This is a genomic window from Pantoea vagans, assembly GCF_001506165.1.
In the GTDB taxonomy this organism is placed as follows: Bacteria; Pseudomonadota; Gammaproteobacteria; order Enterobacterales; family Enterobacteriaceae; genus Pantoea; species Pantoea vagans_C.
Window position 1 is genome coordinate 655,151 of sequence record NZ_CP011427.1, and the last position, 23,737, is coordinate 678,887.

The 23,737-nt window shown below is 55.8% G+C and carries 25 protein-coding genes; 19 read left to right on the forward strand and 6 right to left on the reverse strand.

The genetic code is table 11. The features are described from left to right. Positions 1–732 (reverse strand): MurR/RpiR family transcriptional regulator, encoded by a 732-nt coding sequence (locus LK04_RS02995; RefSeq protein ID WP_039331845.1) that lies wholly within the window; start codon positions 730–732, stop codon positions 1–3. 176 nt (positions 733–908) lie between these two features. Here LK04_RS02995 and trhA point away from each other — a divergent pair, with 176 nt between their 5' ends. Beyond that, positions 909–1,562, forward strand: coding sequence for a PAQR family membrane homeostasis protein TrhA (gene trhA / locus LK04_RS03000; RefSeq protein ID WP_039331843.1), 654 nt, complete (start codon positions 909–911; stop codon positions 1,560–1,562). Between the two features lie 55 nt (positions 1,563–1,617). Here trhA and ygfZ read toward each other — a convergent pair whose 3' ends face one another. Then, positions 1,618–2,601: a tRNA-modifying protein YgfZ gene (ygfZ, locus tag LK04_RS03005; protein ID WP_039331841.1), complete on the reverse strand. Its 984-nt coding sequence runs from the start codon at positions 2,599–2,601 to the stop codon at positions 1,618–1,620. Positions 2,602–2,819: 218 nt separating this feature from the next. Between ygfZ and sdhE the strand changes: the two genes are divergently transcribed. Next, positions 2,820–3,086, forward strand: coding sequence for an FAD assembly factor SdhE (sdhE, locus tag LK04_RS03015; protein ID WP_039331837.1), 267 nt, complete (start codon positions 2,820–2,822; stop codon positions 3,084–3,086). A gap of 34 nt (positions 3,087–3,120) precedes the next feature. After that, positions 3,121–3,477 carry a protein YgfX gene (locus LK04_RS03020; RefSeq protein ID WP_231568862.1) on the forward strand — a complete coding sequence of 119 codons (357 nt, stop codon included), beginning with the start codon at positions 3,121–3,123 and terminating at the stop codon, positions 3,475–3,477. On the opposite strand, the gene fldB is transcribed toward LK04_RS03020, so the two are convergent. Continuing rightward, positions 3,474–3,992, reverse strand: coding sequence for a flavodoxin FldB (fldB, locus tag LK04_RS03025; RefSeq protein ID WP_039331833.1), 519 nt, complete (start codon positions 3,990–3,992; stop codon positions 3,474–3,476). The genes LK04_RS03020 and fldB overlap by 4 nt on opposite strands. 102 nt (positions 3,993–4,094) lie before the next feature. On the opposite strand from fldB, the gene xerD reads away from it, so the two are divergent. The 13 genes from xerD (at position 4,095) to LK04_RS03085 (ending at position 17,011) form a co-directional block, all read left to right on the forward strand. After that, positions 4,095–4,988, forward strand: a complete 894-nt coding sequence (gene xerD, locus LK04_RS03030; protein ID WP_039331831.1) for a site-specific tyrosine recombinase XerD — start codon at positions 4,095–4,097, stop codon at positions 4,986–4,988. Between the two features lie 22 nt (positions 4,989–5,010). Next, positions 5,011–5,724, forward strand: coding sequence for a bifunctional protein-disulfide isomerase/oxidoreductase DsbC (dsbC, locus tag LK04_RS03035; RefSeq protein WP_039331829.1), 714 nt, complete (start codon positions 5,011–5,013; stop codon positions 5,722–5,724). 6 nt (positions 5,725–5,730) lie between these two features. Continuing rightward, entirely contained in the window at positions 5,731–7,458 is a 1,728-nt protein-coding gene (recJ, locus tag LK04_RS03040; protein ID WP_039331827.1) for a single-stranded-DNA-specific exonuclease RecJ, read from the forward strand. Positions 7,459–7,569: 111 nt separating this feature from the next. Then, positions 7,570–8,721 (forward strand): DDE-type integrase/transposase/recombinase, encoded by a 1,152-nt coding sequence (locus LK04_RS03045; protein ID WP_059109757.1) that lies wholly within the window; start codon positions 7,570–7,572, stop codon positions 8,719–8,721. A gap of 298 nt (positions 8,722–9,019) precedes the next feature. Continuing rightward, a protein-coding gene (prfB, locus tag LK04_RS19985) for a peptide chain release factor 2 (RefSeq protein ID WP_102135998.1) occupies positions 9,020–10,118 on the forward strand; the annotation gives its coding sequence in 2 pieces (ribosomal slippage) (positions 9,020–9,094 and positions 9,096–10,118; 1,098 coding nt in all). A 9-nt stretch (positions 10,119–10,127) separates the two neighbouring features. Continuing rightward, a complete protein-coding gene (gene lysS, locus LK04_RS03050) occupies positions 10,128–11,648 on the forward strand; it encodes a lysine--tRNA ligase (protein ID WP_039337247.1) in 1,521 nt (506 codons plus the stop codon). Between the two features lie 164 nt (positions 11,649–11,812). Further along, positions 11,813–12,664 (forward strand): MurR/RpiR family transcriptional regulator, encoded by an 852-nt coding sequence (locus LK04_RS03055; protein WP_039337245.1) that lies wholly within the window; start codon positions 11,813–11,815, stop codon positions 12,662–12,664. Between the two features lie 240 nt (positions 12,665–12,904). Then, a complete protein-coding gene (locus tag LK04_RS03060; RefSeq protein ID WP_039337250.1) occupies positions 12,905–13,741 on the forward strand; it encodes a transporter substrate-binding domain-containing protein in 837 nt (278 codons plus the stop codon). Between the two features lie 2 nt (positions 13,742–13,743). After that, a complete protein-coding gene (locus LK04_RS03065; protein WP_039337243.1) occupies positions 13,744–14,376 on the forward strand; it encodes a DUF1989 domain-containing protein in 633 nt (210 codons plus the stop codon). Beyond that, positions 14,360–15,007: an urea carboxylase-associated family protein gene (locus LK04_RS03070; protein WP_039337239.1), complete on the forward strand. Its 648-nt coding sequence runs from the start codon at positions 14,360–14,362 to the stop codon at positions 15,005–15,007. Before LK04_RS03065 ends, LK04_RS03070 begins: the two co-directional genes overlap by 17 nt. 3 nt (positions 15,008–15,010) lie before the next feature. After that, positions 15,011–15,661: an amino acid ABC transporter permease gene (locus LK04_RS03075; protein WP_039337237.1), complete on the forward strand. Its 651-nt coding sequence runs from the start codon at positions 15,011–15,013 to the stop codon at positions 15,659–15,661. Further along, positions 15,661–16,326 (forward strand): amino acid ABC transporter permease, encoded by a 666-nt coding sequence (locus LK04_RS03080; protein ID WP_039337235.1) that lies wholly within the window; start codon positions 15,661–15,663, stop codon positions 16,324–16,326. The genes LK04_RS03075 and LK04_RS03080 overlap by 1 nt, the downstream gene beginning before the upstream one ends. A 13-nt stretch (positions 16,327–16,339) precedes the next feature. Further along, on the forward strand, positions 16,340–17,011 hold the full coding sequence (locus tag LK04_RS03085) for a DUF1989 domain-containing protein (RefSeq protein ID WP_039337233.1): 672 nt from the start codon (positions 16,340–16,342) through the stop codon (positions 17,009–17,011). A 584-nt stretch (positions 17,012–17,595) separates the two neighbouring features. Here LK04_RS03085 and LK04_RS03090 read toward each other — a convergent pair. Beyond that, entirely contained in the window at positions 17,596–18,222 is a 627-nt protein-coding gene (locus LK04_RS03090; RefSeq protein WP_039329018.1) for a hypothetical protein, read from the reverse strand. A 364-nt stretch (positions 18,223–18,586) separates the two neighbouring features. On the opposite strand from LK04_RS03090, the gene LK04_RS03095 reads away from it, so the two are divergent. Next, a complete protein-coding gene (locus LK04_RS03095) occupies positions 18,587–19,750 on the forward strand; it encodes an MFS transporter (protein WP_039329020.1) in 1,164 nt (387 codons plus the stop codon). On the opposite strand, the gene LK04_RS03100 is transcribed toward LK04_RS03095, so the two are convergent. Next, on the reverse strand, positions 19,747–20,667 hold the full coding sequence (locus tag LK04_RS03100) for a LysR family transcriptional regulator (protein WP_039329022.1): 921 nt from the start codon (positions 20,665–20,667) through the stop codon (positions 19,747–19,749). The genes LK04_RS03095 and LK04_RS03100 overlap by 4 nt on opposite strands. A gap of 109 nt (positions 20,668–20,776) precedes the next feature. Between LK04_RS03100 and lysA the strand changes: the two genes are divergently transcribed. After that, complete coding sequence (gene lysA, locus LK04_RS03105) at positions 20,777–22,030, forward strand: diaminopimelate decarboxylase (RefSeq protein ID WP_039329024.1); 1,254 nt, start codon at positions 20,777–20,779, stop codon at positions 22,028–22,030. Further along, positions 22,027–22,482, forward strand: coding sequence for a GNAT family N-acetyltransferase (locus LK04_RS03110; protein WP_039329026.1), 456 nt, complete (start codon positions 22,027–22,029; stop codon positions 22,480–22,482). The genes lysA and LK04_RS03110 overlap by 4 nt, the downstream gene beginning before the upstream one ends. A gap of 158 nt (positions 22,483–22,640) precedes the next feature. On the opposite strand, the gene galR is transcribed toward LK04_RS03110, so the two are convergent. Further along, on the reverse strand, positions 22,641–23,642 hold the full coding sequence (galR, locus tag LK04_RS03115; protein WP_039329028.1) for an HTH-type transcriptional regulator GalR: 1,002 nt from the start codon (positions 23,640–23,642) through the stop codon (positions 22,641–22,643). Positions 23,643–23,737: the final 95 nt, after the last annotated feature.

A 23,737-nucleotide genomic window follows, 5' to 3' on the forward strand; every position in this document is an offset into this window, starting at 1 on the left:
TTATACGGCAGTGGCGCGAGAAATATAGCGGCCCAGCGTTTCCAGAATATAGATTACCGGTACTTGTGTGGTGATATTGAGACGGTCACCCAGTTTCATCTGCGGCATATGATACGAAAGATTGAAGTCCGCCATTTTAGCCAGTGAGCAGCTCTCATGGTTGGTTATCGAAATGATTTTGCAGTGATTGAGGCTAAACTGGCTGGCAAAGCGCAGGATCTCTTCAGTCTCGCCCGATACCGATAAAATAATGGCCAACGCATTTTCGTACGCGCTTTTACTCACAGGATAATAAGGATCATCAATGTGGTGGCTGAATTTCCCGATATTAGAAAAGTAGCGTGCGCCATATTTACCCAGGCTGCCAGATGTACCCGCCCCAATAAAGAAAATATGCTCGGCTTGCATAATCATCTGCGCGGCTTGGGCTATCTGCTGCTCAAACTCATCGTTATGAATACTTTTGAAAAAGCTGAGCATTTCACCGACGCCAGACGGCATCAACTCAGGCGCTGCTTGCTCCTGTGCCAGACGAAAACGGATGCGGAATTCTGACCAGCCTTCACAGTGCATTTTGCGGCAGAAACGCAGCACGGTGGTGGTGGAAACCGCTGCCTGAGCGGCCAGCTCGCGAATCGTCATATAACTGACACTTTCCCGATGTTTGATGATGAAGTGGTAAACCTGCATCTCAAGGTCATTCAGGCTGGACAGATCGCGGTGTGAAAACATGCAGGCGGCACTCATCGGCAAAATGAGTGGTCAGTGTAACAGATTGAATGTTCATCGGGGGGTTACAACCCTACACAGAATAATTTTAGCGTACAGGTGTACACTGAAATTTTTCCCGGTTACTCTGGTGCACAGAAAAAGCACAGCTCTCTCTACATTGTTCAGGAATGAAGCGCATGGCACAGAATCGACTTATCGCTCAGGGCTACTCGTTAGCTGAAGAGATTGCCAACAGCATTAGCCACGGAATCGGCTGTATTTTCGGGGTGGTTGGCTTGGTGTTGCTGCTGACTCAAGCGGTTGAAATGCGCGCCGATATCACCGCCATCACCAGTTACAGTCTGTATGGCGGCAGCATGATCTTGCTGTTCCTCGCCTCGACGCTCTATCACGCGATTCCGTATCAGAAAGCGAAGCACTGGCTGAAAAAATTCGACCATTGCGCCATCTACTTATTGATTGCGGGCACTTACACACCTTTCCTGCTGGTGGGGCTGAAATCGCCGCTGGCACAAGGGTTGATGGTGGTGATCTGGAGTCTGGCGCTGGCGGGGATTATCTTCAAACTCACCATCGCGCACCGTTTTAAAATACTCTCGCTGGTGACCTATCTCAGCATGGGATGGTTGTCGCTGGTGGTGATTTATCAGCTTGCCACCAAGCTGGCAGCGGGCGGGGTTTGGCTATTGGCTGCGGGTGGGATTGTCTATTCGTTGGGTGTGATTTTCTATGTCTCGCGCCGCATTCCCTACAACCACGCTATCTGGCACGGTTTCGTCTTGGGCGGCAGCGTATTGCACTTCTGCGCGATCTATTTTTATGTGACGTAAAAGCAAATTGCAGCACGAAAGCGTAGCGGCGCAATTTATTGCGCCGCGACCACATTTAATCCACTAACGAATACGGCAACGGCTGAATCGTCAGCTTACCGCCTTCATCCCCTTCCACACGCAGCACGCTGTCTGGCTCCAGATCGTTGTTCATCACCACTTGCACCCACACGCTGCCATCATCCAGCTGGACGCCGCTCAGCACGGTGCCGGTACGACGCCATTTATCGCCCATCTGCAGCTCCATTGAACCGTCAGCCTGGGGGACTTTGCTGGCCGTGCCTGCCAACCAATAGAGGGCGCGCTTGTTGGCACCACGGAATTTCGCACGGGCCACCATCTCCTGACCGGTGTAACAGCCTTTTTTGAAGCTGATCGCGTCAAGGGCTTGCAGGTTAGTGGCCTGCGGAATCAACTGCGCACTGGTCGCGCTTTCGATCACCGGAATACCTGCTTCAATGTCCAAAGCCAGCCACTGTTGGCTGTCATTAAACTGTGCGGTTCCCGCCAGCTTCTCTTTTAAAGATTCTGCCTGCGCTCGGGTGGTCACCAGCAGGAAGCGCTCGGCAGGTTGGGCGAACCACAGCAGCGTGCTGTCATCCTGCTGCACCACCGGTGTTTCAGCATCCGGCAGTACCGGGAACAGGTCCGCCAGTGCGGCGCGTGCCTGGAAGCCCGCGACACCCAGCAGTACGGCTTCGTTATCCGCAGCAATAGTGACTTTGGCAAACACCGCGTATTTCTTCAGTTCGGTAAGCTGCTGTTCATGCAGATTACGGCGCACGATATAGGCATAACCCTCACCGCGATGGAACAGACGCAGGTTGCTCCACATTTTGCCTTTGGCATCACAATGCGCGGCAGGGCGATGCTGCGTAGCGTCCATTGCGGCGACATCCAGCGTCAATTGACCTTGCAGATAAGACGTACTGTCTTTGCCCTGCACGGCAACCAGCGCCCACTCATCAAGCGACATCAGGGTTAAAGGCAAGCGTGACGCCGCAGCAGGCTGGCGTGGTGGAAGGGTAAAAATCGGCATGTGTGCATCCTGATTAATAACGATAATGCTTCCAATGTTAAAAGAGCAGTGCGGGTTTGCAACCTGTTTACCGAATCTGGCGCACAAATCGCGTGATAACCCTGCAATGGGTGAAACTGCTTTGCGTCATATCGCGCAGCATGAGGCACAGCGCCTGCAGTGTTTTCAAAAAGCAGGTACACTGAGCGCCACTGTTTTCAGCCATGGAAAAATGACACATGGATATTCATGATAAAGCTCGCGTTCAGTGGGCGTGCCGCCGCGGCATGCTGGAGCTGGATGTCTCCATCATGCCGTTCTTTAAGTTCGAGTATGATTCGCTGACCGACACCGACAAGCAGGTGTTTATTGCTCTGCTGAAGAGTGACGATCCTGACCTGTTTAACTGGTTGATGAATCACGGTGAACCGGCCGATCCCGAGTTCAAACGCATGGTGCAACTGATCCAACAGCGCAACCGTGAACGCGGTCCGGTACCAATGTGATTTGCAGGCGTCACGCAGTGCCAGAGCACTGAACGTGGCGCTGTTTTTACTGGTCGCTGGCGTGTTGATGAGCCTCCGTTGGCCTGCCGAATGGCAATGGGGGCAAGTGCCTGTATTGCTGCTCCTGCTGCTTGAGTGCTGGCACAACGAACGAAGCTTGATGCAGCGTACCGGTCGTTTAGTGCTGGATGATCAGGGAAACTGGCTGTGGCGTGGAGAGCACTGGCGATTGGCGCGAAAAGCGGACTGGCTAGCCTGCGGCGTACTGCTGGAGTTGCGTAATCCGCAAGGCAAACGCTGGCGGCTATGGTTGATGCATGACAACCTGCCGCCAAACGAATGGCGCACATTGCGCGCCTGCTGTTTGCTTCGAGAGGGCGCTGCGGCCTAGAGCAGCGCAGCCGTTTCGGTCAGAACCTGTTCACACCACTGTTCAACCCGCTCTTCACTCAGTTCGAACTGATTGACATCATCGAGCGCCAGGCCGACAAACTGGGTGCCGTCAGCGGTGAGCGGTTTCTTGCTGGTAAACTCGTAGCCTTCTAATGGCCAGTAACCGACAAACTGCACGCCCATCGGTTGCAGCAATTCATGCAGCATCCCCAGCGCATCCAGGAACCACTCCGCGTACTCCATTTGGTCGCCCATACCGTACAGCGCCACAATTTTGCCTTGCAGATTGAGCGCGGGCAGCTGCTGCCAGATGGCTTCCCAGTCTTCCTGCAATTCGCCAAAATCCCAGGTTGGAATACCAAGGATCAGCAAATCATACTGCTCCATCAACGAGGGATCATCATCTTTGAGGTTGTGCAGTGTGACTAATTCTTCACCGATGAAGTCGCGAATCTTCTCCGCCGTCATCTCGGTGTAACAGGTGCTGGAACCGTAAAACAGACCGATATTCATGCAATTAATGCTCTGACTGATACTCACTTTGGCGCAATTGTACCAGAAGCAGGTGACTTTCAGGCATAATGAGCACGATTTCACACGCGCTGGAGGGGAACCGTGCAGGACAGCGATCTGATAGAACAGTTTCTGGATGCGCTCTGGATTGAGCGAAATCTGGCGCAAAACACCCTTGCGTCGTATCGCCAGGATCTGCAAACGCTCACCGGCTGGTTACATCATCACGAACGAACCCTGGTGACGCTGGAAGCGCCCGATTTACAGCAGTTTCTCGCCGAACGCGTCGAGGGGGGTTACAAAGCCACCAGCTCTGCCCGCACGCTCAGCGCTATACGCCGCCTGTTCCAATATCTTTATCGTGAAAAGCTGCGCAGTGATGACCCCAGCGCGCTGCTTTCTGCACCAAAACTGCCACAGCGTCTGCCGAAAGATCTCAGTGAAAAACAGGTCGAAAGGCTGTTGCAGGCACCGAGTATCGACGTTCCGCTGGAGCTGCGTGACAAAGCGATGCTGGAACTGCTGTATGCCACCGGCTTGCGCGTGTCGGAGCTGGTGGGGCTCACCATCAGCGATATCAGTTTGCGTCAGGGTGTAGTGCGCGTGATTGGTAAAGGCAACAAAGAGCGCCTTGTGCCGTTAGGTGAAGAAGCCATTTACTGGCTGGAGCATTATATGGAGCACGGGCGTCCCTGGCTGCTAAACGGCCAAACGCTGGATGTGATGTTCCCCAGTAACCGTGCGCAACAAATGACCCGACAGACCTTCTGGCATCGCATCAAGCACTATGCCACTCTGGCAGAGATTGACAGCGAAAAACTGTCGCCGCACGTGCTGCGTCACGCATTTGCCACACATTTACTGAACCACGGCGCGGATTTGCGCGTCGTACAGATGTTGCTGGGCCACAGTGACCTCTCGACAACCCAAATTTATACGCACGTTGCTACCGAGCGCCTGCGTCAGTTACATCAACAGCATCATCCGCGCGCCTGAGCAGCGGCAACAAGGATTAGAGATGAAAAAACAGTTAACGATGCTGGCATTGTTGGTCAGCGCCTTTACCGGTCTGGCTCATGCCGATGACAGCGCCATTCAGCAAGCTTTGAAAAAACTCGGGCTGCAACAGGTTGAAATCCAGCCATCACCGTTGCCGGGGATGAAAACCGTATTAACCGAAAGTGGCGTACTGTACGTCAGCGAAGACGGTAAACACATGATCCAGGGGCCACTGTACGATGTCAGCGGTGCACAACCGGTGAACGTCACCAACCAGCTGCTGGACAAAAAAATCAGTGCGCTGGCACCGGAAATGATCGTCTACAAAGCGCCAAAAGAGCAGCATGTGATTACCGTGTTCACCGATATCACCTGTGGCTACTGCCGTAAGCTGCATGAGCAAATGGCGGACTACAATGCGCTGGGCATCACCGTGCGCTACCTGGCTTTCCCGCGTGAAGGGCTGCATGGTCAGGTGGAAAAAGCTATGCGCGCTGTTTGGTGCAGTGCCGATCGCAATAAAGCGTTTGATGCAGCAATGAAAGGTGATGCGCCGCAAATGGAAGCGCCAGAGACCTGCAAAATCAATCTTGATAAACACTATCAGCTCGGCATCCTCTACGGGATTCAGGGCACGCCTGCGATCCTGACGGATACCGGCGCGATGATCCCTGGCTATCAAGGCCCGCAAGAGCTGAAACAGGTACTTGATGGTCAGAAGCGGGGCGGTTAATTCACAGTGATTCATTCTGTCGAACTGCGTCGGCGTGAAGCCCAGGCCGACGCCAGCTTACCCGATCATTTACCGCCGCTGCTGCGTCGTCTTTATCTGCAACGCGGTGTGCAGGATGCCGCTGAACTTGAGCGCGGTGCTAAACATCTGCTGCCATGGCAAACGCTGGGTGGCATAGAACAAGCCGTGACGTTGCTGCATCAGATGCTGGAATCGGGCCGCCGCATTGTGGTGGTGGGTGATTTCGATGCAGATGGTGCCACCAGTACGGCACTCACCGTGCTGGCGCTGCGCAGTCTGGGCGGCAACGTCGATTATCTGGTACCCAACCGCTTTGAAGATGGTTATGGCCTGAGTCCGGAGGTGGTGGAGCAGGCGCGTGCACGTGGTGCGGAGATGATTCTCACCGTGGATAACGGCATCTCTTCCCATGCTGGCGTCGACACCGCGCATCAACACGGTATTCCGGTCTTGGTCACCGATCACCACTTGCCCGGCGACACGCTGCCACAGGCTGAGGCGATCGTTAACCCCAATCTCAACGACAGTGAATTTCCTTCGCGCTCGCTGGCGGGCGTAGGCGTGGCGTTTTATCTGATGCTGGCGCTGCGGGCCCATTTACGGCAAAAGAACTGGTTCAGCGATGGCCGTGCCGAACCCAATCTGGCGGAGTTGCTCGACTTAGTTGCGCTGGGCACCGTGGCTGACGTGGTCCCGCTGGATGCCAACAATCGCATTTTGGTGTGGCAGGGCTTAAGCCGTATTCGTGCCGGGAAATGTCGTGCCGGCATACGTGCGCTACTGGAAATCGCCAACCGCGATGCCAGACAACTCGCGGCCAGCGATCTCGGTTTCGCCGTGGGGCCTCGCCTGAATGCGGCGGGCCGTCTGGATGATATGTCGGTAGGGGTGGCACTGCTGCTCACGGAAGATATTGCCCAGGCGCGTATGCTGGCTAACGAACTTGATGCGTTGAATCAAACACGTAAAGAGATTGAGCAAGGCATGAAAAGTGAGGCGCTGGCGCTGTGCGATGAGCTGGAGCGCCAGCACACGGATTTGCCGCTTGGCCTGGCGTTTTACCATCCCGAGTGGCACCAGGGTGTGGTGGGGATTCTGGCATCACGCTTAAAAGAGCGTTTCCATCGCCCGGTGATCGCCTTCGCGCCCGCTGGAGATGGCACTCTGAAAGGCTCAGGCCGTTCGATTACTGGTTTGCATTTGCGTGATGCGCTGGAACGCCTCGATACGCTCTATCCGGGTATGATGATCAAATTTGGTGGTCACGCCATGGCCGCCGGTCTGTCACTGGAGACCGAGAAGTACGATCTGTTCCGTGAGCGTTTTGCCGCGCTGATTGATGAGTGGCTGGATGGCGAAGCGTTACAGGGCGTGATCTGGTCCGATGGTGAACTGCATGCGCAGGAGTTCAGCCTGCACACCGCCGAAATGCTGCGTGAGGCCGGTCCCTGGGGCCAGGCGTTCCCGGAACCGGTATTCGACGGACAGTTCAAACTGCTGCAGCAGAAGCTGGTGGGTGAGCGTCACCTGAAAGTGATGATTGAACCGCTGGGTGGTGGCCCGCTGCTGGATGGCATCGCCTTCAACGTTGATACCACCCTGTGGCCAGACACCAGCGTGCGCCAGGTGAAACTCGCTTATAAACTGGATATCAATGAATATCGCGGCAACCGATCGGTGCAGCTGATTATTGACCATATCTGGCCTCAATAACGGCACAACACATCCAGATGCGCATAAAGGTGCAAACCGGGCACATGGGTAACACTTTAGACCGGGCACATGGGTAACAGTTATAAATTGGCATAGCAGAGGAGACTCACTATGCCCTGGACTGAGACTGTTACCATGCAACGCCTTCACTTCATCCTCGCCTGCCAGGCAGGCGATAAATCCATGACCGAGCTTTGCCACCTTCACGGCATTAGTCGAAAAACCGGTTATAAATGGCTTAAGCGTTTTAATGCTGAAGAGCTCTCCTCTGTTGAAAATCGCTCCCGTGCCCGTCTCACGCAGCCAGAAAAAATCCCTCCGGATATCGCCGAACAACTCGTCCTCTTTCGCCAGCAGCATCCCGACTGGGGGCCTAAAAAAATTCGCCACTGGTTCCTCAATAACAACGCTGACTTCATTGTTCCCGCTGCCAGCACGATAGGGGACCTTTTGAAAGAAGAAGGGCTGGTGTCTCCACGGATAAGGCGCAAGCGTACGCCGGGAAATCTGAACGAACTCACCGATGCGAACAGAAACAATCACGTCTGGAGCGCTGACTTTAAGGGCCGCTTTCGCCTGAAAGACGGCAGCTGGTGCCGCCCGTTCACCCTCACCGACAACCACAGCCGCTACCTCCTGTGCTGTGAGCCCGGCACGTCAGAGACCACGACATTCGTGCGTGGCTGTATGGAAGCCGCCTTCCGCGAAGGTGGACTCCCCGACATTATCCGCACCGATAACGGCTCTCCCTTCGTCGCGCCGGGCATCCTGGCGCTGACACAGTGGAGCGTGTGGCTGATGAAGTTGGGTATTAAAACAGAAAGAACCACGCCGGGATGTCCGGGGCAAAATGCCCGTCACGAGCGCATGCATCTCTCGATGAAAACCGCGATGAGCCACCATGATGTGTTTGGCTCGCTGTCGGAACAACGGGTGTGGTGTAACGGATGGCGTAATGAGTTCAATCAGGAAAAGCCGCATGAGGCTCATGGACAGGTACCGCCTGCAAAAATATGGGTGCCCTCACCGCGAAGTTGGGATGGAAAAGTGCCTGAGGTGAACTATCCGGAGGGGGCAAAGCTATATAAAGTCGGGGAAAAAGGTGACCTGAGCCTGAACGGGCGCACGTTCCTGAGTTCGGCATTACGGGGTGAGTACGTGAGGTTCCTGGAAGTGGATGACGGAGTTGACGTCATCCTCTTCGACAGGGTGATACTGGCGTATTATGACCGGGCAGAAAGAAGTATTATTCGAATCGACTGAGCACAAAAGTGTTACCTATGTGCCCGGTCTGATCTGTTACCCATGTGCCCGGTTGTACCTAAATGCGCACCCTACAACATGGCCTTACCTATCCCTGGGCATGTTGTGGGGCGCCATTTATGGCGACCAAAAGCATAAGATGGGCATCTAACAACATGCTCCGATCTCTGTAGGGGCGCCATTTATGGCGACCGAAAACAACCGGGGAGCAATGCTACAAACTGAGCGTGCTTTCGGGTAAACTACCGCGTTACGTTTTATCTCCTATCACCGATTCGTCAAAAAAGACTGAAAAGCCATGTTTGAAATTAATCCGGTCAAAAATCGTATTCAGGACCTCAGCGAGCGCAGCGACGTTCTTAGGGGGTATCTTTGACTATGATGCCAAGAAAGAACGCCTCGAAGAAGTAAACGCCGAGCTGGAACAACCTGACGTCTGGAACGAACCAGAACGTGCTCAGGCGCTGGGCAAAGAACGTGCTTCACTGGAAGCCGTGGTGGAAACCTTAGACCACATGCGTCAAGGCCTGGAAGATGTGCAGGGCTTGCTCGATCTGGCCGTTGAAGCCGACGACGAAGAGACCTTCAACGAAGCCGTTGCTGAACTCGATGCACTCGAAGTGAAACTGGGCGAACTCGAATTCCGTCGCATGTTCTCCGGCGAATATGACAGCGCTGACTGCTACATGGATATCCAGGCCGGTTCTGGCGGCACCGAAGCGCAAGACTGGGCCAGCATGCTGCTGCGCATGTACCTGCGCTGGGCGGAAGCCAAAGGTTATAAAACCGAAATCATTGAAGAGTCTGACGGTGAAGTTGCGGGCACCAAGTCTGCCACCATCAAAATCATCGGTGACTACGCATTTGGCTGGCTGCGCACGGAAACCGGTGTCCATCGCCTGGTGCGTAAGAGTCCGTTTGACTCCGGCGGCCGTCGCCACACCTCATTCAGTTCGGTGTTTATTTACCCGGAAGTGGATGACAACATCGATATCGATATCAATCCAGCCGATCTGCGTATCGACGTCTACCGTGCCTCGGGCGCGGGTGGTCAGCACGTTAACAAAACCGAGTCTGCGGTGCGTATTACCCACTTGCCGACCAATATTGTAGTGCAGTGCCAGAACGACCGTTCACAGCATAAAAACAAAGATCAGGCTTTCAAGCAGCTGCGTGCAAAACTGTACGAATATGAGATGCAGAAGAAAAACGCTGACAAGCAGGCTGCGGAAGATAATAAATCCGATATCGGCTGGGGCAGTCAGATTCGCTCTTACGTGCTCGATGATTCACGTATCAAGGATCTGCGCACCAGCGTAGAGACGCGCAATACTCAAGCGGTGCTGGATGGCGACATCGACCGTTTTATTGAAGCAAGTTTAAAAGCAGGGTTATAAGGAACCGACATGTCTGAACAACAACCGCAGAGCGCTGATGCCGCCCTTGAGTTAAACAACGAACTGAAAGCGCGTCGCGAAAAACTCAGCGCGCTGCGTGAAAAGGGCATCGCGTTTCCCAATGATTTCCGTCGCGATACCACCTCCGATGTGCTGCACGCCAGCTATGACGCCAAAGAAAACGAAGAGCTGGAAGCACTCGGCGTCGAAGTGAGCGTTGCAGGTCGTATGATGACGCGTCGCATCATGGGTAAAGCCTCCTTCGCCACGCTGCAGGATGTTGGTGGCCAGATTCAGATCTACGTTTCACGTGACGATCTGCCAGAAGGCGTTTACAACGAGCAGTTCAAGAAGTGGGACCTCGGCGATATCCTCGGCGCGCGCGGTAAGTTGTTCAAGACCAAAACCGGTGAGTTGTCGATTCACATCACTGAGCTGCGTCTGCTGACCAAAGCATTGCGTCCGCTGCCGGATAAATTCCACGGTCTGGCCGATCAGGAAACCCGTTATCGCCAGCGTTATCTGGATCTGATCTCGAACGACGATTCACGTAACACCTTCAAAGTGCGTTCTAAAATTATGGCCGGCATCCGCCAGTTCATGGTTAACCGTGACTTTATGGAAGTGGAAACCCCAATGATGCAGGTGATCCCTGGCGGTGCGTCTGCCCGTCCGTTCATCACCCATCACAATGCGCTCGACATCGATATGTACCTGCGTATTGCGCCAGAGCTGTACCTGAAGCGTCTGGTGGTCGGTGGTTTTGATCGCGTATTCGAGATCAACCGTAACTTCCGTAACGAAGGTATTTCGCCACGTCATAACCCAGAGTTCACCATGATGGAACTCTACATGGCGTATGCGGATTACAAAGATCTGATCGAACTGACCGAAAGCCTGTTCCGTACTCTGGCGCAAGACGTGCTGGGCACCACCGAAGTGCCTTACGGTGACCACACCTTCGATTTCGGTAAGCCGTTTGAGAAGCTCACCATGCGTGAAGCGATCAAAAAGTACCGTCCAGAGACTGACCTGAACGATCTGGAAGACTTTGATAAAGCGGTCGCGATTGCCAAGTCGCTGCACATCAAAGTGGAAAAGAGCTGGGGTCTGGGCCGCGTGGTCACTGAGATCTTCGAAGAGACCGCAGAAGCAAGTCTGATTCAGCCGACCTTCATCACTGAATATCCGGCTGAAGTGTCACCGCTGGCACGTCGTAACGACGAGAACCCAGAAATCACTGACCGCTTTGAGTTCTTCATTGGCGGCCGTGAAATCGGTAACGGCTTCTCCGAGTTGAACGATGCAGAAGATCAGGCTGAGCGTTTCCTGCAGCAGGTGAATGCCAAAGATGCTGGCGATGACGAAGCGATGTTCTACGACGAAGATTACGTCACCGCACTGGAGCACGGCCTGCCGCCAACCGCAGGTCTGGGTATCGGTATCGACCGTATGGTGATGCTGTTCACCAACAGCCACACCATCCGTGATGTGATCCTGTTCCCAGCGTTGCGTCCGACCGGTAAATAATCGGGTGGCCTCTAGGCCGCCTCGACACAGGTATGACATATTGCACGCGTAAGGGCGGCCTTTTAGGCCGCCCTTATTCATTTCCGCTCATTCCCCAACAAAATTCCTGATGACAACCCGGCACGCTCTGTGCAGGATAGTTTTTTTATTTTCAGGGAATCACCATGAGTGCAAAAGCGGCAACGTTAGAGGGCCGGATACAACAGCACTGGGATCAACTCTCCAGCCATGAACAGAGACTGGCCGACGTGCTGCTGGCCGCACCGGGTCAGTTGGCGATGAACACCGCCACCGAACTGGCGCAGAGCGCGGGGGTCTCCAAGGCCACCACAACGCGTTTTTTCCGCCATTTGGGCTACGAAAGCTACGAAGCCGCACGCCGCCAGGCGCGTGAAATGCAGAGCAGTGGTTCGCCGCTTTATCTGCAAGCCGTACCCACCGCGTCACCGCTCGCCAGTATCATGCAGCAGCATCTGGAGCGAGAAATCGCCAATCTGGTCAACAGCTATCGCACGCTGGACAGCGAACAACTGCAGCAGGCGGTGAGCGCGATTGCTCAAGCACGCCGTGTGGTGGTGATGGGCTGGCGTCATAGCCAGACTATCGCACAGCTGATTTACCGCGATCTGGTGCATATCCATGCCGATGTACGGCTGTTACCTCGTCCCGGCGACTCGCTGGCTGAACACCTCGCCGCGCTCAATAAACAAGACGTGGTGATTTGTGTTGGCCTGCGCCGCCGCATGCCCGCGCTGGAAGCGGCGATGAATGCACTGGCTGAGCGTGACGTGCCGATGCTCTACATCGCGGATGTGCTCTCTGGCAAACCCGCGCGCCACGCGCAGTGGGTGGTGCGCTGCCACACTGACAGCAGTTTAATCTTCGACAGCACCGCCGCGCTCTCTGGCGTGTGCAATCTACTCTGTTCACTGGTGGCCCGACAAATGGGCAAAACCAGTAATGACCACCTCGCACAAATCGAAGCGTTGCACCAATCTCTCGACGAACTCGAATAACGCCCCATTCTGGCGCACCTTGCGCCAGAGATTGCCCCAAAAGCGTGCGTGTACGCTGGCGCTCGTTTCTCACATTCTCTCGCCAGTGAAACTGTAGAAACTAAAATTAAATACAAAGAAACATATGTTTCTCACTGATTTTATTCAATAAAGACTCAACTGGATTGAGTGCATTCCTGAATGGTGAAAAAACTGGCACAAAATATGCTCAGTAGAAAAAGACATTTCACCAACACCATAATGAAAAAAACAGCACTGCTGATCGCCGCACTTCTCTCCGTTGGCACCATGGCACAGGCGCAAGCCGACACCCTGAGTGACATCAAAAGCAGCGGCAAAATCACCGTTGGGATCGATCCAACCTTTCCTCCATACGAATACACCGACGACAAAGGCGAGATCACCGGCTACAGCGTGGCGATCATGCAATCCTTCGCCAAAGATCTCGGTGTAAAAGTTGAGTTTCAAAAAACCGCTTTCAGCGGCATTTTGCCGGGCCTGATCTCCGGCTCGTTCAACGCGGAAGGTTCCTCTCTCAACCTGACGGCTGAACGCGCGAAGAAAGTGCTGTTCACCGTGCCTTACAGCAAAACCGTTAACGGCGTATTGATGCGTGACGATGGGGCGAAAGCGTTCAGCGGCAAAACCCTGACGCCAGAGAGCCTGTCGGGCCTGCGTGGTGCCGTGAAAACTTCCAGCGTGCCTGAGCAGTTGCTGAAAGGGTTCAATGAGCAGCTGAAGAAAGAGGGCAAAAAACCGATCACCATCATCAACGTGGATTCGCTGGACCAGACCGTCAGCACCCTGATGACCAAACGCGCTGACTTCGTCTATGACGATATCTCGGTGCTGGCGCCGGTAGCGAAAAAATACAGCGGCAAAGTAGCACAGGTGGGTGAAGTCGGGCCATCGCAGTGGATGGGTTGGGCAACGCGTAAAGAAGATGGCAGCCTGAACAAAGCCATCAGCGACCATATTCTGGCGATGCAGAAAGACGGCGAGCTGACCAAACTGCAGCAGCAGTATCTCGGCACCACCTTTACCGTTCCCGCCAGCGATTTCATCCCTCAGGAGTAATTATGTGCCAGTGCAACCTGACGGTGCCTGCGGGCCATGGCAAAACCTTCCGCGTGCGTAAGGGCCAGTTTATTACCGTGATTGACAGTGAAGGGCAGCAGGCGGCCGATTTTGTCGCGGTGAATGCCGGTGACCTGAACGAAAAGCTGTCGCCGGTGCATACCCGTCAGCATCTGCGTTCGCTGTTCTTCAAGCCGGGCGATGCGCTCTGGTCGAGTGAAAACCGTCCGATGCTGCGCATTCTGGCTGACAGCATCGGCATTCACGATGCCAACGTGCCTGCTTGCGATCGCACCCGTTTTAGCGTGGATTTCGGTGTCGAAGGGCACCGTAACTGCGTGGATAACCTGCTGGAAGGCATGAAAGAGTTTGGTGTGACCTACTTCTCGCTACCAGAGCCGTTCAACCTGTTCCAGAACGGCCCGGTCACCGCCGATGGTCGTATGGAAGTGACCGATCCCAACAGTAAAGCCGGCGACAGTATTACTTTTGAAGCGCTGTGCGATCTGATCTGCTCTGTCTCGTCCTGCCCGCAGGACATCATTCCGGGCAACGGTTTGCAGGTTACGCCGATTGATATCGTGGTGAGTGACCATTTTCACGCTGAGGAGATGATTCATGCTGTTAATGCGTGAAAGTTTTGAAGAGACCGCCGAGCGTACGCTGGCACCGTCGGTCACGGTAAAGCCGGGAAGCGTTGGATCGATCAAGGTGCTGCGCGGCCAGTTGCTGCGGATCACCGCGCAGGGCGACGGCGCGGTAGCCTCGCTGTTTGGTTTTAGTCTGGCCGATCCAGCGGTATGGCTGTCGGTGCATCACACCCGCGTGTTCAGCAACAGCTATCTGTTGGGTTCTGGCATGCGTCTGGTGAACAACCGTCGCCGTCCGATGATGGTACTGGGCAAAGACAGCGTGAAACGTCATGACCTGCTGCTGCCAGCCTCGACCTCGGCGTTTCTTGCCGAGCGTGGTTATCAGGGCGAGGGTTGCCTCGAAGCGGTCAGCGCGGAACTGGCGCGACTGGGAATGGCGGTGCCGAAGCTACCGGACCCCATCAACCTGTTTATGCACGTCAAGCTGACGCGTGCGGGTGACTTGCTGCCTGAGCCGAACCTGACCAAAGCCGGTGACAGCATCACCTGCCGTGTGGTGATGGATACCCAGTTCATTGTCTCTGCCTGCAACACCGGCATCGAAGGTAACGATCGTCCGGCACCGCTGCTGCTGTCGGTGGCGGAGAACCTGCACGACTTTAACGCGGAGTAACGCATGGGGCTGGATCAACAGGTAGTGGCCGCGCTGCCGGAACTCGGACACGGCCTGCTGATGACGCTGGTGCTCACCGTACTGGCCTCATTAGTCAGCGTGGTGATGGGGCAGCTCGGCTGCTTCCTGCAACTGCGCCGTGCCTGGATCTGGCGTTTCATCGGTCGGTTATATGTCAGCCTGATGCGCGGGACACCGGCCATCGTGCAGCTATTTGTGGTGTTTTTCACCTTGCCGCGTTTGGGCTTGGGCGGTCAGCCAATGCTGGCCGCGGTGGTCGCCATCGGCCTCAACAGCGGTGCCTATGTGGCGGAAATTTTGCGTGTGAACCGCTCGTTAGTGACGCGTGGCCAGCTCGAAGCGGCACGTACCTTGGGCTTAAGCCGCTTTATGACCTGGTGGTATGTCATCAATCCGCAGGTGATGCGCGCCAGTCTGCCGATGCTGGTCAATGAGTTCACCATTCTGCTGAAAACCACGCCGCTAGCCTCGGTGGTGGCACTCACTGAGTTGACCTATGCCGGGCAAATTGTCATTGCGCGCACCTATGAGGCCACGCAAGTGCTGTTGCTGGTGGCGGCAGGTTATCTGTTGATCGCCATGCCATTGATTGCCGCTGCACGGCGTCTGGAAGTGAAACGGAGGAGTGCGTAATGGATTGGCAGGCAATTCTTTCATCACTTCCCTCGCTCGGCGATGGTCTGATCGCCACGCTGCAACTGTGTATCGTGGCCGCGCTCTGCTCACTGGCATGGGGCGGGCTGATGGCGCTGCTGCTGATGCGCGCTTCGCCGTTCTGGCTGCGCTTGCTCAATCTCTACAGTGGGTTAACGCTGGCGTTGCCGCTGCTGGTGGTGATCTATCTGCTCTATTTTGTGCTGCCGGAATATGACATCACGCTGTCATCACCGGTGGTCGGCGTGCTGGCATTGACGCTTTATTACGCGCCTTATATCGCGCAGGTGATTCGCGCCGCGATTGAAGCCTTGCCGAAAGGGCAGTGGGAAGCGTGTCGGGTACTGGGTTTGAGCCGCACGGAGCAGCTGCGCGATGTGGTGCTGCCGCAAACCTTGCCGCAGATGCTGTCACCGCTGGTGGGGCTGATGATCGGGTTGATCAAAGACTCGGCGCTGCTCTCAATCGTCTCGGTGCAGGAGTTTATGTACGCCGCGAAACAGGCGATTTCGGATACCTACGCACCGCTGGAGATCTACCTCACTGTGGCGGTGTGTTACTGGGTGCTCAACAGTCTGATCGACTGGCTGGCGCGCCGCCTTGAATCTCGCATGACGCGCTATCGCCGCGGCATGCAGCATTAATCAGGAGAATATTATGTCGGCTGAATTTCAGCATCGTGAAGTGATCACCATCCCCGCACGCTACGGTAAAGCGGTGCGTTTGAAAAAAGGCGAAGCGGTGCAGGTGATCAACACCCACGGCACCCAGGTGGTGGATTGCTGGGCTTACAACGCGCACGACGTCAGCGAATATATGTGTATGGAAGCCACGCGCGTGTGGAACCAACGGCTGAACCCCAAAGTCGGTGACAGCTTTATCACCAGCCAGCGCCACCCGATTCTGACTTTAGTGGCGGATACTTCACCCGGCGTGCATGACTCTTTTATGGCCGCATGCGATGCGCGTCGATATGAGCTGCTGGGCTGTACGGAGTATCACCGTAACTGCCACGATAACCTGTTCGAGGGCATGCGCGAATTGGGCGTGGATTTACCGCATGGTAATCTGGCGTCACTGAATATTTTCATGAACATTCAGGTGCAGCCGGATGGCATCACCCTGAAAACCTTGCCGGTGGTGACCAAGCCGGGCGACTACATCGTGCTGCGCGCCGAGATGGATTGCTTTGTGGCGTTTTCAGCCTGCCCGCAGGATATTGTGAGTATTCAGGGGCAGGGCGATAACACCCCGCGCGATGCCGAGTTGCGCATTCTGACCGCAGGTTTCCCGCAGCTGCAGCTGCAAGGGGCGTGGGTGCCCGCGTAATGCTTGTCAGTCAAGCGACTGACGATAACGCCGTCTGGGGCCGCACCGGGGCTGGCGGTCCTCGCGCCGCTACGCGGTGCCTTCACTTCACTCGTCTGCCTTAACGGACCGGTGCCGATGGAACATCCATGTTCCAGCGCCACCTTTCGCCCGCGTCCTGCGGGCTCTCCTGGCATACTCGCTCAGCTCAGCGCTGCGGAATGCCTGCCCCGGTGCGGCCCCAGCCAGCTCATGAGCTTCAGTGCGTGTTGTTAAAAAGGGCACATTTCCTGAGGCGATGACGCCACTACTGCCCCCTCAGGGCTATCCGCAGCGCTGAGACTTTTACGTTGTGCCAGGAGCCCCACGCGGGGAGGCGTGGGGCAGTTCGCGGCCGACCATGGATGGTCATCCGCGAACGGTCCGTCCGGCACGACGTGGAAGTTGAAGGCACCGCGTTAGCGGCGCGAGGACGGCCCAGAGGGGGCAGTAGTGGCGGCAGAGCCCGCACAGAAAAGTCAGGCCACTTATCAATAAGCAGTCTAAGTTCTTAACTGACAATCATTACGCCATTTATGGCGACCTTGATAATGATCGCACCGAACTCAAGACTTCACCACCCCATCCAGCCATGCCTGAAAGCGCGCATAGGGCACATACAGCGCGACATCTTTGTACAACGTCTTACCCGTCTTGTTGTCATCAATCTGGCTGCTGTAACCGACAATCACACCCGCTAAGGTATCGTCGCTGGCGTTATACACCGCGCCGCCAGACATGCCTTTCACCACGCCCGCATTGGCGGCAACCACCACGCAACTTGGTTTATTCCAGTCATTCGCCAGTGTGGTATTAATCAAATTCTTGCCGCTGGAAGCTACCGGCATGGCAGAGATAAAGCTGTAACCGTAGAGATTCACGTTGTCGCCAATATGGCTGTTACGGAACGGCGGGGGCAGGTTAGTTTCGCTGTTTTTGTGGTACACCACGGCGATGTCACACTCCGGATGCCAGGCTTTCACCCGGTACATCGAGTATTTCGCCACGTGCGCCGCCGTCAGGCTGTATTCGGGGGTCAGAGGGATGGTGGTGCCCAGCGCACCAATACCCAGCACGGTAGGAATGCCGGTCACGGTCATGTCGACGCGTTTAGCCGCTTCTGAGCTGTATTCATAATGCCCAACCGAGCAGCCGCTTAAGCAACTTACTGTCAGTACGATCAGCCATCGCATAGGTCTTTCCCCCTGCATTTTTGACACCACATTACCGGGCAATCCATTGGGGTATCGGCAATGTGCGCGCATCCTTTACTGATTGATTTCTCGCCAAAAGCTGAGCCGCTGTGACAGCGATCACATCTGTATCAAGCGTAGCGCGAAAAGTGCGATCTGTCTCAGTGGTCAGGTGAGGTCACTTTTTCACGTGGGGATTATTGCGTTGCAAGCAAAAATGCCTTGCAGCACACAGGCTGGTTGAGCCGCCAAGGCTGTGCTTTAATCGGAATGTGACGCAGTTCAAATATTATTAAGCGTCAGCTGTAACCGTTCTGCATTCGCAGTGCGGCCCGCCTGCATAATTATTTTAGGAGAGAGTGTTATGCCTGTTGCATTACTGGCGCTGGCGCTGAGTGCGTTCGCCATCGGCACCACGGAGTTCGTCATTATGGGATTACTGCCGGAAGTGGCGGGCGATCTGCAGGTGTCGATTCCTTCAGCAGGATGGCTGATCAGCGGGTACGCGCTGGGTGTGGCCATCGGTGCACCGATCATGGCGCTGTTGACCGCCAAACTGCCGCGTAAACGCACGCTCATTCTGCTGATGATCATCTTCATCATCGGTAACGTACTCTGTGCGCTGGCTTACACCTACAACCTGTTAATGCTGGCGCGCGTGGTGACTGCACTCTGCCATGGAGCCTTCTTCGGTATCGGTTCGGTGGTGGCGGCGAGCCTGGTGGCACCCAGCCGTCAGGCCTCTGCGGTGGCGCTGATGTTCACCGGCTTAACCCTGGCAAACGTGCTGGGCGTGCCGCTCGGTACCTGGTTTGGTCAGCTGTTCGGCTGGCGCGCCACCTTCTGGGGCGTCGCGATTATCGGTATCCTCGCCTTTATCGCCTTGATCGTCAGTCTCCCGACCAACAAAGAAGAGAAACCGGTACATCTGGCCAGTGAAGTGAGTGCGCTCGCCAACGGCAAACTGTGGCTTTCATTGCTGATGACGGTGTTCTTCGCGGCTGCGATGTTTGCCCTGTTCAGCTACATTGCGCCCCTGTTGTTGCAGGTGACGGGGATTACCGATCGTGGCGTGAGCTGGACGCTGTTCCTGATTGGTGCGGGCTTAACCGTGGGCAATATTCTGGGCGGTAAACTGGCCGACTGGAAAGTCTCCTTCAGCCTGATCCTGAGCTTTGTGCTGATCGCCGTCTTCTCGCTGCTGTTCAGCTGGACCAGCCATGCACTGTGGCTGGCCGAAATCACCCTGTTCCTGTGGGCGATGGCGACTTTTGCCACCGTGCCAGGTTTGCAGATTAACGTGGTGCGCCACGGTAAAGAGGCACCGAACCTGGTCTCTACCCTGAACATCTCGGCGTTCAACGTCGGGAACGCGCTCGGTGCCTGGGTCGGTGGTGCGGTGATTGATAAAGGTTACGGCCTGACCGCTGTGCCGGTGGCGGCGGCTGCGCTGGCGGTGGTCGGGCTGGTGATCTGCCTGATCACCTTCCGCAAGTCGGGAGGGCAGGGCGAAGCGGTACGCGCTTAAACCAGACGATCGGCAATGCGTTGGGTAAAGGTGGCCACCTGCTGCTGCAGGTGGTCGCAGAAGTGATCAACCAGTGCCGATGCGGGACGATGTTGCGGCCGCACCAGGCTGACGGTGAACGGCACGGCAACGCTGAAGCGACGCATCACTACCCCGCTGTCGGCGTAATCCAGCGCCGTCAGCGGGTTCACAATCGAAATCCCCACCCCCGCCCGCACCATGGCGCACACCGACGCGGCACTGTGCGTTTCCAGCACTAAACGACGCTCAACCTCTTGCTCATGAAACAGCGAATCCAGTAACTGACGATAGCTGTCACTGCGCGACAGGCTGACGTAATTTTCCCCGTGGAAATCCTGTGGCGTCAGGACGTCACGCTGGCACAACGGATGCTGCGGCGGCAACACGCACACTTCATCGCAGGTCAGCAGCGGCAGACGATCAGTGCCTGCGGGCGCGTGTTGGGTTTCGGTCAGGCCGAGATCGTAGCGTTGCGCCGACAGCCACTCTTCCAGCAGCGGTGACTCCTGCGGAATGATGTTCAAACTCACCTGTGGATAGCGTTGCAGGAAAGGTTGTAACAACGGTGGCAGCAGTGACTGGGAAAACACCGGCAGACAGGCAATCGACAGTTCGCCCTGACGAAACTGGCGCAGCCCTTCTGCGGCATCCATGATGCGGTCCAGTCCATACCACGAACGCTGCACCTCTTCGTACAGCCGTAAGCCTTGTACTGTCGGTTGTAAACGCCCACGCACCCGTTCAAACAGCTGTAAGCCTAGCTGTTGTTCCAGCCTTGCAAGCTCGCGGCTGACCGTGGGCTGCGAGGTATGCAGCAGCGTAGCCGCCTGCGTCAGGTTACCGCTGGTCATCACCGCATGAAAAATTTCGATAAGTCGCCAGTTAATTTTTGCCATCAGTTCCTCCGCCCATCCATATCATATTTGTATAGATGTCACTAAAACAGATATTTTTATGAATCGATGTGCTGTGGCTAAATAGTCGCAAAGACACAGGAGAATTGAGATGCCACGTCCACTGAACAACACTGAAACGGCGCTGACTGCCGCCAACTTACTGCCGCTGGCCCAGCGCTATGCAGGTCCCTTCTGGGCTTACGATGCCGCGATTATCCAGCAGCGTATCGCGCAGCTCAGCGCTTTTGACGTGGTGCGTTTTGCGCAGAAAGCCTGCTCCAACATCCATATTCTGCGTTTGATGCGTGCTGCAGGTGTAAAGGTTGATTCAGTTTCGCTGGGTGAAATTGAGCGCGCGCTGGCCGCCGGCTTCCAGCCGGGTGGCGAGGATATCGTCTTCACCGCAGACGTACTGGATGAACCTACGCTGGCACGTATCGCCGAACTGAAAGTGCCGGTCAATGCCGGATCGGTGGATATGCTGCATCAGCTCGGTGCGGTGTCCGCAGGACACAAAGTGTGGCTGCGTATTAATCCGGGCTTCGGTCACGGTCACAGCCAGAAAACCAACACCGGCGGTGAGAACAGCAAGCACGGCATCTGGCACAGCGATCTGCCGCTGGCGCTGGCCGCGATTCAGCAGCACGGCTTGAAATTAGTTGGCCTGCATATGCATATCGGTTCCGGCGTGGATTATGGCCACTTGCAGCAGGTGTGTGACGCGATGGTCGATCAAGTGGTGGCCTTTGGTCAGGACCTGGAAGCAATCTCTGCCGGTGGTGGGTTATCGATTCCGTACCGTTTCGGCGAAGAAGCCATTGATACGCAGCACTATTTCGGTCTGTGGAACGGTGCGCGCGAACGTATTGCGGCGCATTTGGGCCATCCGGTGAAACTGGAAATCGAACCCGGCCGTTTCCTGGTCGCAGAGTCAGGTGTGCTGGTGTCACAGGTGCGTGCGGTGAAAGAGATGGGCAGCCGCCACTTTGTGCTGGTGGATGCGGGCTTCAGCGATTTGATGCGTCCGTCGATGTACGGCAGCTATCACCACATCTCCGTGCTACCAACTGATGGCCGTGCGTTGAGCGATGCGACGGTAGATTCGGTAGTGGCGGGTCCTCTGTGTGAATCGGGTGATGTGTTTACCCAGTTGGAAGGCGGCAAAGTCGAGACACGCGCACTGCCTGCTACCCAGGTGGGAGATTACCTGGTGTTCCACGATACCGGCGCGTACGGTGCATCCATGTCATCTAACTACAACAGCCGCCCGTTGATCCCGGAAGTGCTGTTTGAGAATGGCACGCCACGTGAGATCCGTCGTGCGCAGACCATTCAGGAGCTGCTGGCGCTGGAGCTGATGTGATCAAGATTGTCGCGCTCAGCGAGGTGCCACATCACGCCAGTCACATCACCGACTGGCTGTGGCAGGCGTTTGGCGAAGGGACCTCGCGCGAGTTTTATCACAGCATTGTGCGTAGTAGCCTGAATGGTGCCGACTATCCGGTGACCTTTGTGGCACTGGATGGTGATGTGCCTTTGGGCACGGTTGGGTTCTGGCGCTGCGATTTGATCAGCCGTCAGGATCTTTACCCCTGGGTTGCCGCGCTCTATGTCGATGAACCTGCGCGCGGTCAGGGATTGAGTGAAGCACTGCAGCAGCATGTGATTGATTTTGCCCGCCAGCGCGGGCATGAGAAGTTATGGCTGTGGTCAACCTTTGGCGGCTACTACGAGCGCTTTGGCTGGGATTATCAGTGTGATGCGCTGGAGTTCCCGGACGTGCGGGTGAAGGTGTATTCGCAGGATTTGGCGTAGAGCGGTAGCGGCGCGAGGACGGCCCAGAGGGGGCAGTAGTGGCGGCAGAGCCCGCACAGAAAAGAAAGGCCACTTATTAATACGCAGCCTGAGGTCTTAACTGACGAGCATTACGCAATAAATTTCGCCGCTACGGATTGCACGGCGCTTTTATCTCTTCAACCCGGCCCGCTCACCGAATGTCGTCTCACCAGCGTCGGGCTAAACATATTGGTCACTTCCGGCATTGCCGTGCCGTTGGCTAATGCCAGCGCCAGTTGCGCTGCCTGCTGCGCCATGGTGACAATCGGATAGCGCACCGTGGTCAAACGTGGGCGCACATAGCGTGATACCAGCACATCATCGAAACCAATCAACGACATCTCTTCCGGCACGCGCACGCCATTGTCACTCAGTACCGCCAACGCGCCTGCCGCCATCGAATCGTTGTAGCAGGCCACGGCGGTAAATTGTTTACCGCGACCTAACAACTCGGTCATTGCCTGCTCGCCGCCGACTTCATCCGGTTCTCCCCAGGCCACTAAGCGATCGTTTGACGGCAAACCATGCTCTTTCAGTGCATCGTAATAGCCTTGCAGGCGATCTTCGGAGTCCGAAATCGGGTGGGTGGAGCAGATAAAGGCGATCTGTGTATGGCCTTGCTGAATCAGATGGCGTGTCGCCAGCCAGGCACCGTAACGGTCATCCAGCGCGATACAGCGCGATTCAAAGCCTTTCAATAAACGGTTCAGCAGCACCATGCCCGGCACCTGCTTCATCAGCACTTCTAAATCCGCATCAGGGATTTTCTTGGCGTGCACCACTAAGGCATCACAGCGGTGACGCATCAGCTGTTCAATCGCCTGGCGCTCTTTTTGCTCGTTGTGGTAACCGTTACCAATCAGCAGGAAGTTGCCGGTGGCACCTGCCACTTCATCGACCGCTTTCACCATCGCGCCAAAAAAGGGATCGGAAACGTCACCCACCACCAACCCTAAGGTTTCGGTGGACTGCTGCGCCAGGGCGCGTGCGTTGGCGTTCGGGTGATACTGCAACTGCTCCATTGCCTGGGTCACGGCGAGGCGTGAACTCTCGCTGGCTTTGGGCGAATTATTGATGACGCGGGAAACGGTCGCGACCGACACCCCCGCCATGCGGGCAACATCCTTAATGGTAGCCATGCGGTTACTTGCATCCGGGAAAACGTTTACACATGCCACCAGTGTTACGGAAAACAGTACCTGTAGCAACCCGCGAGAATGCCAGCGCTGTCGCA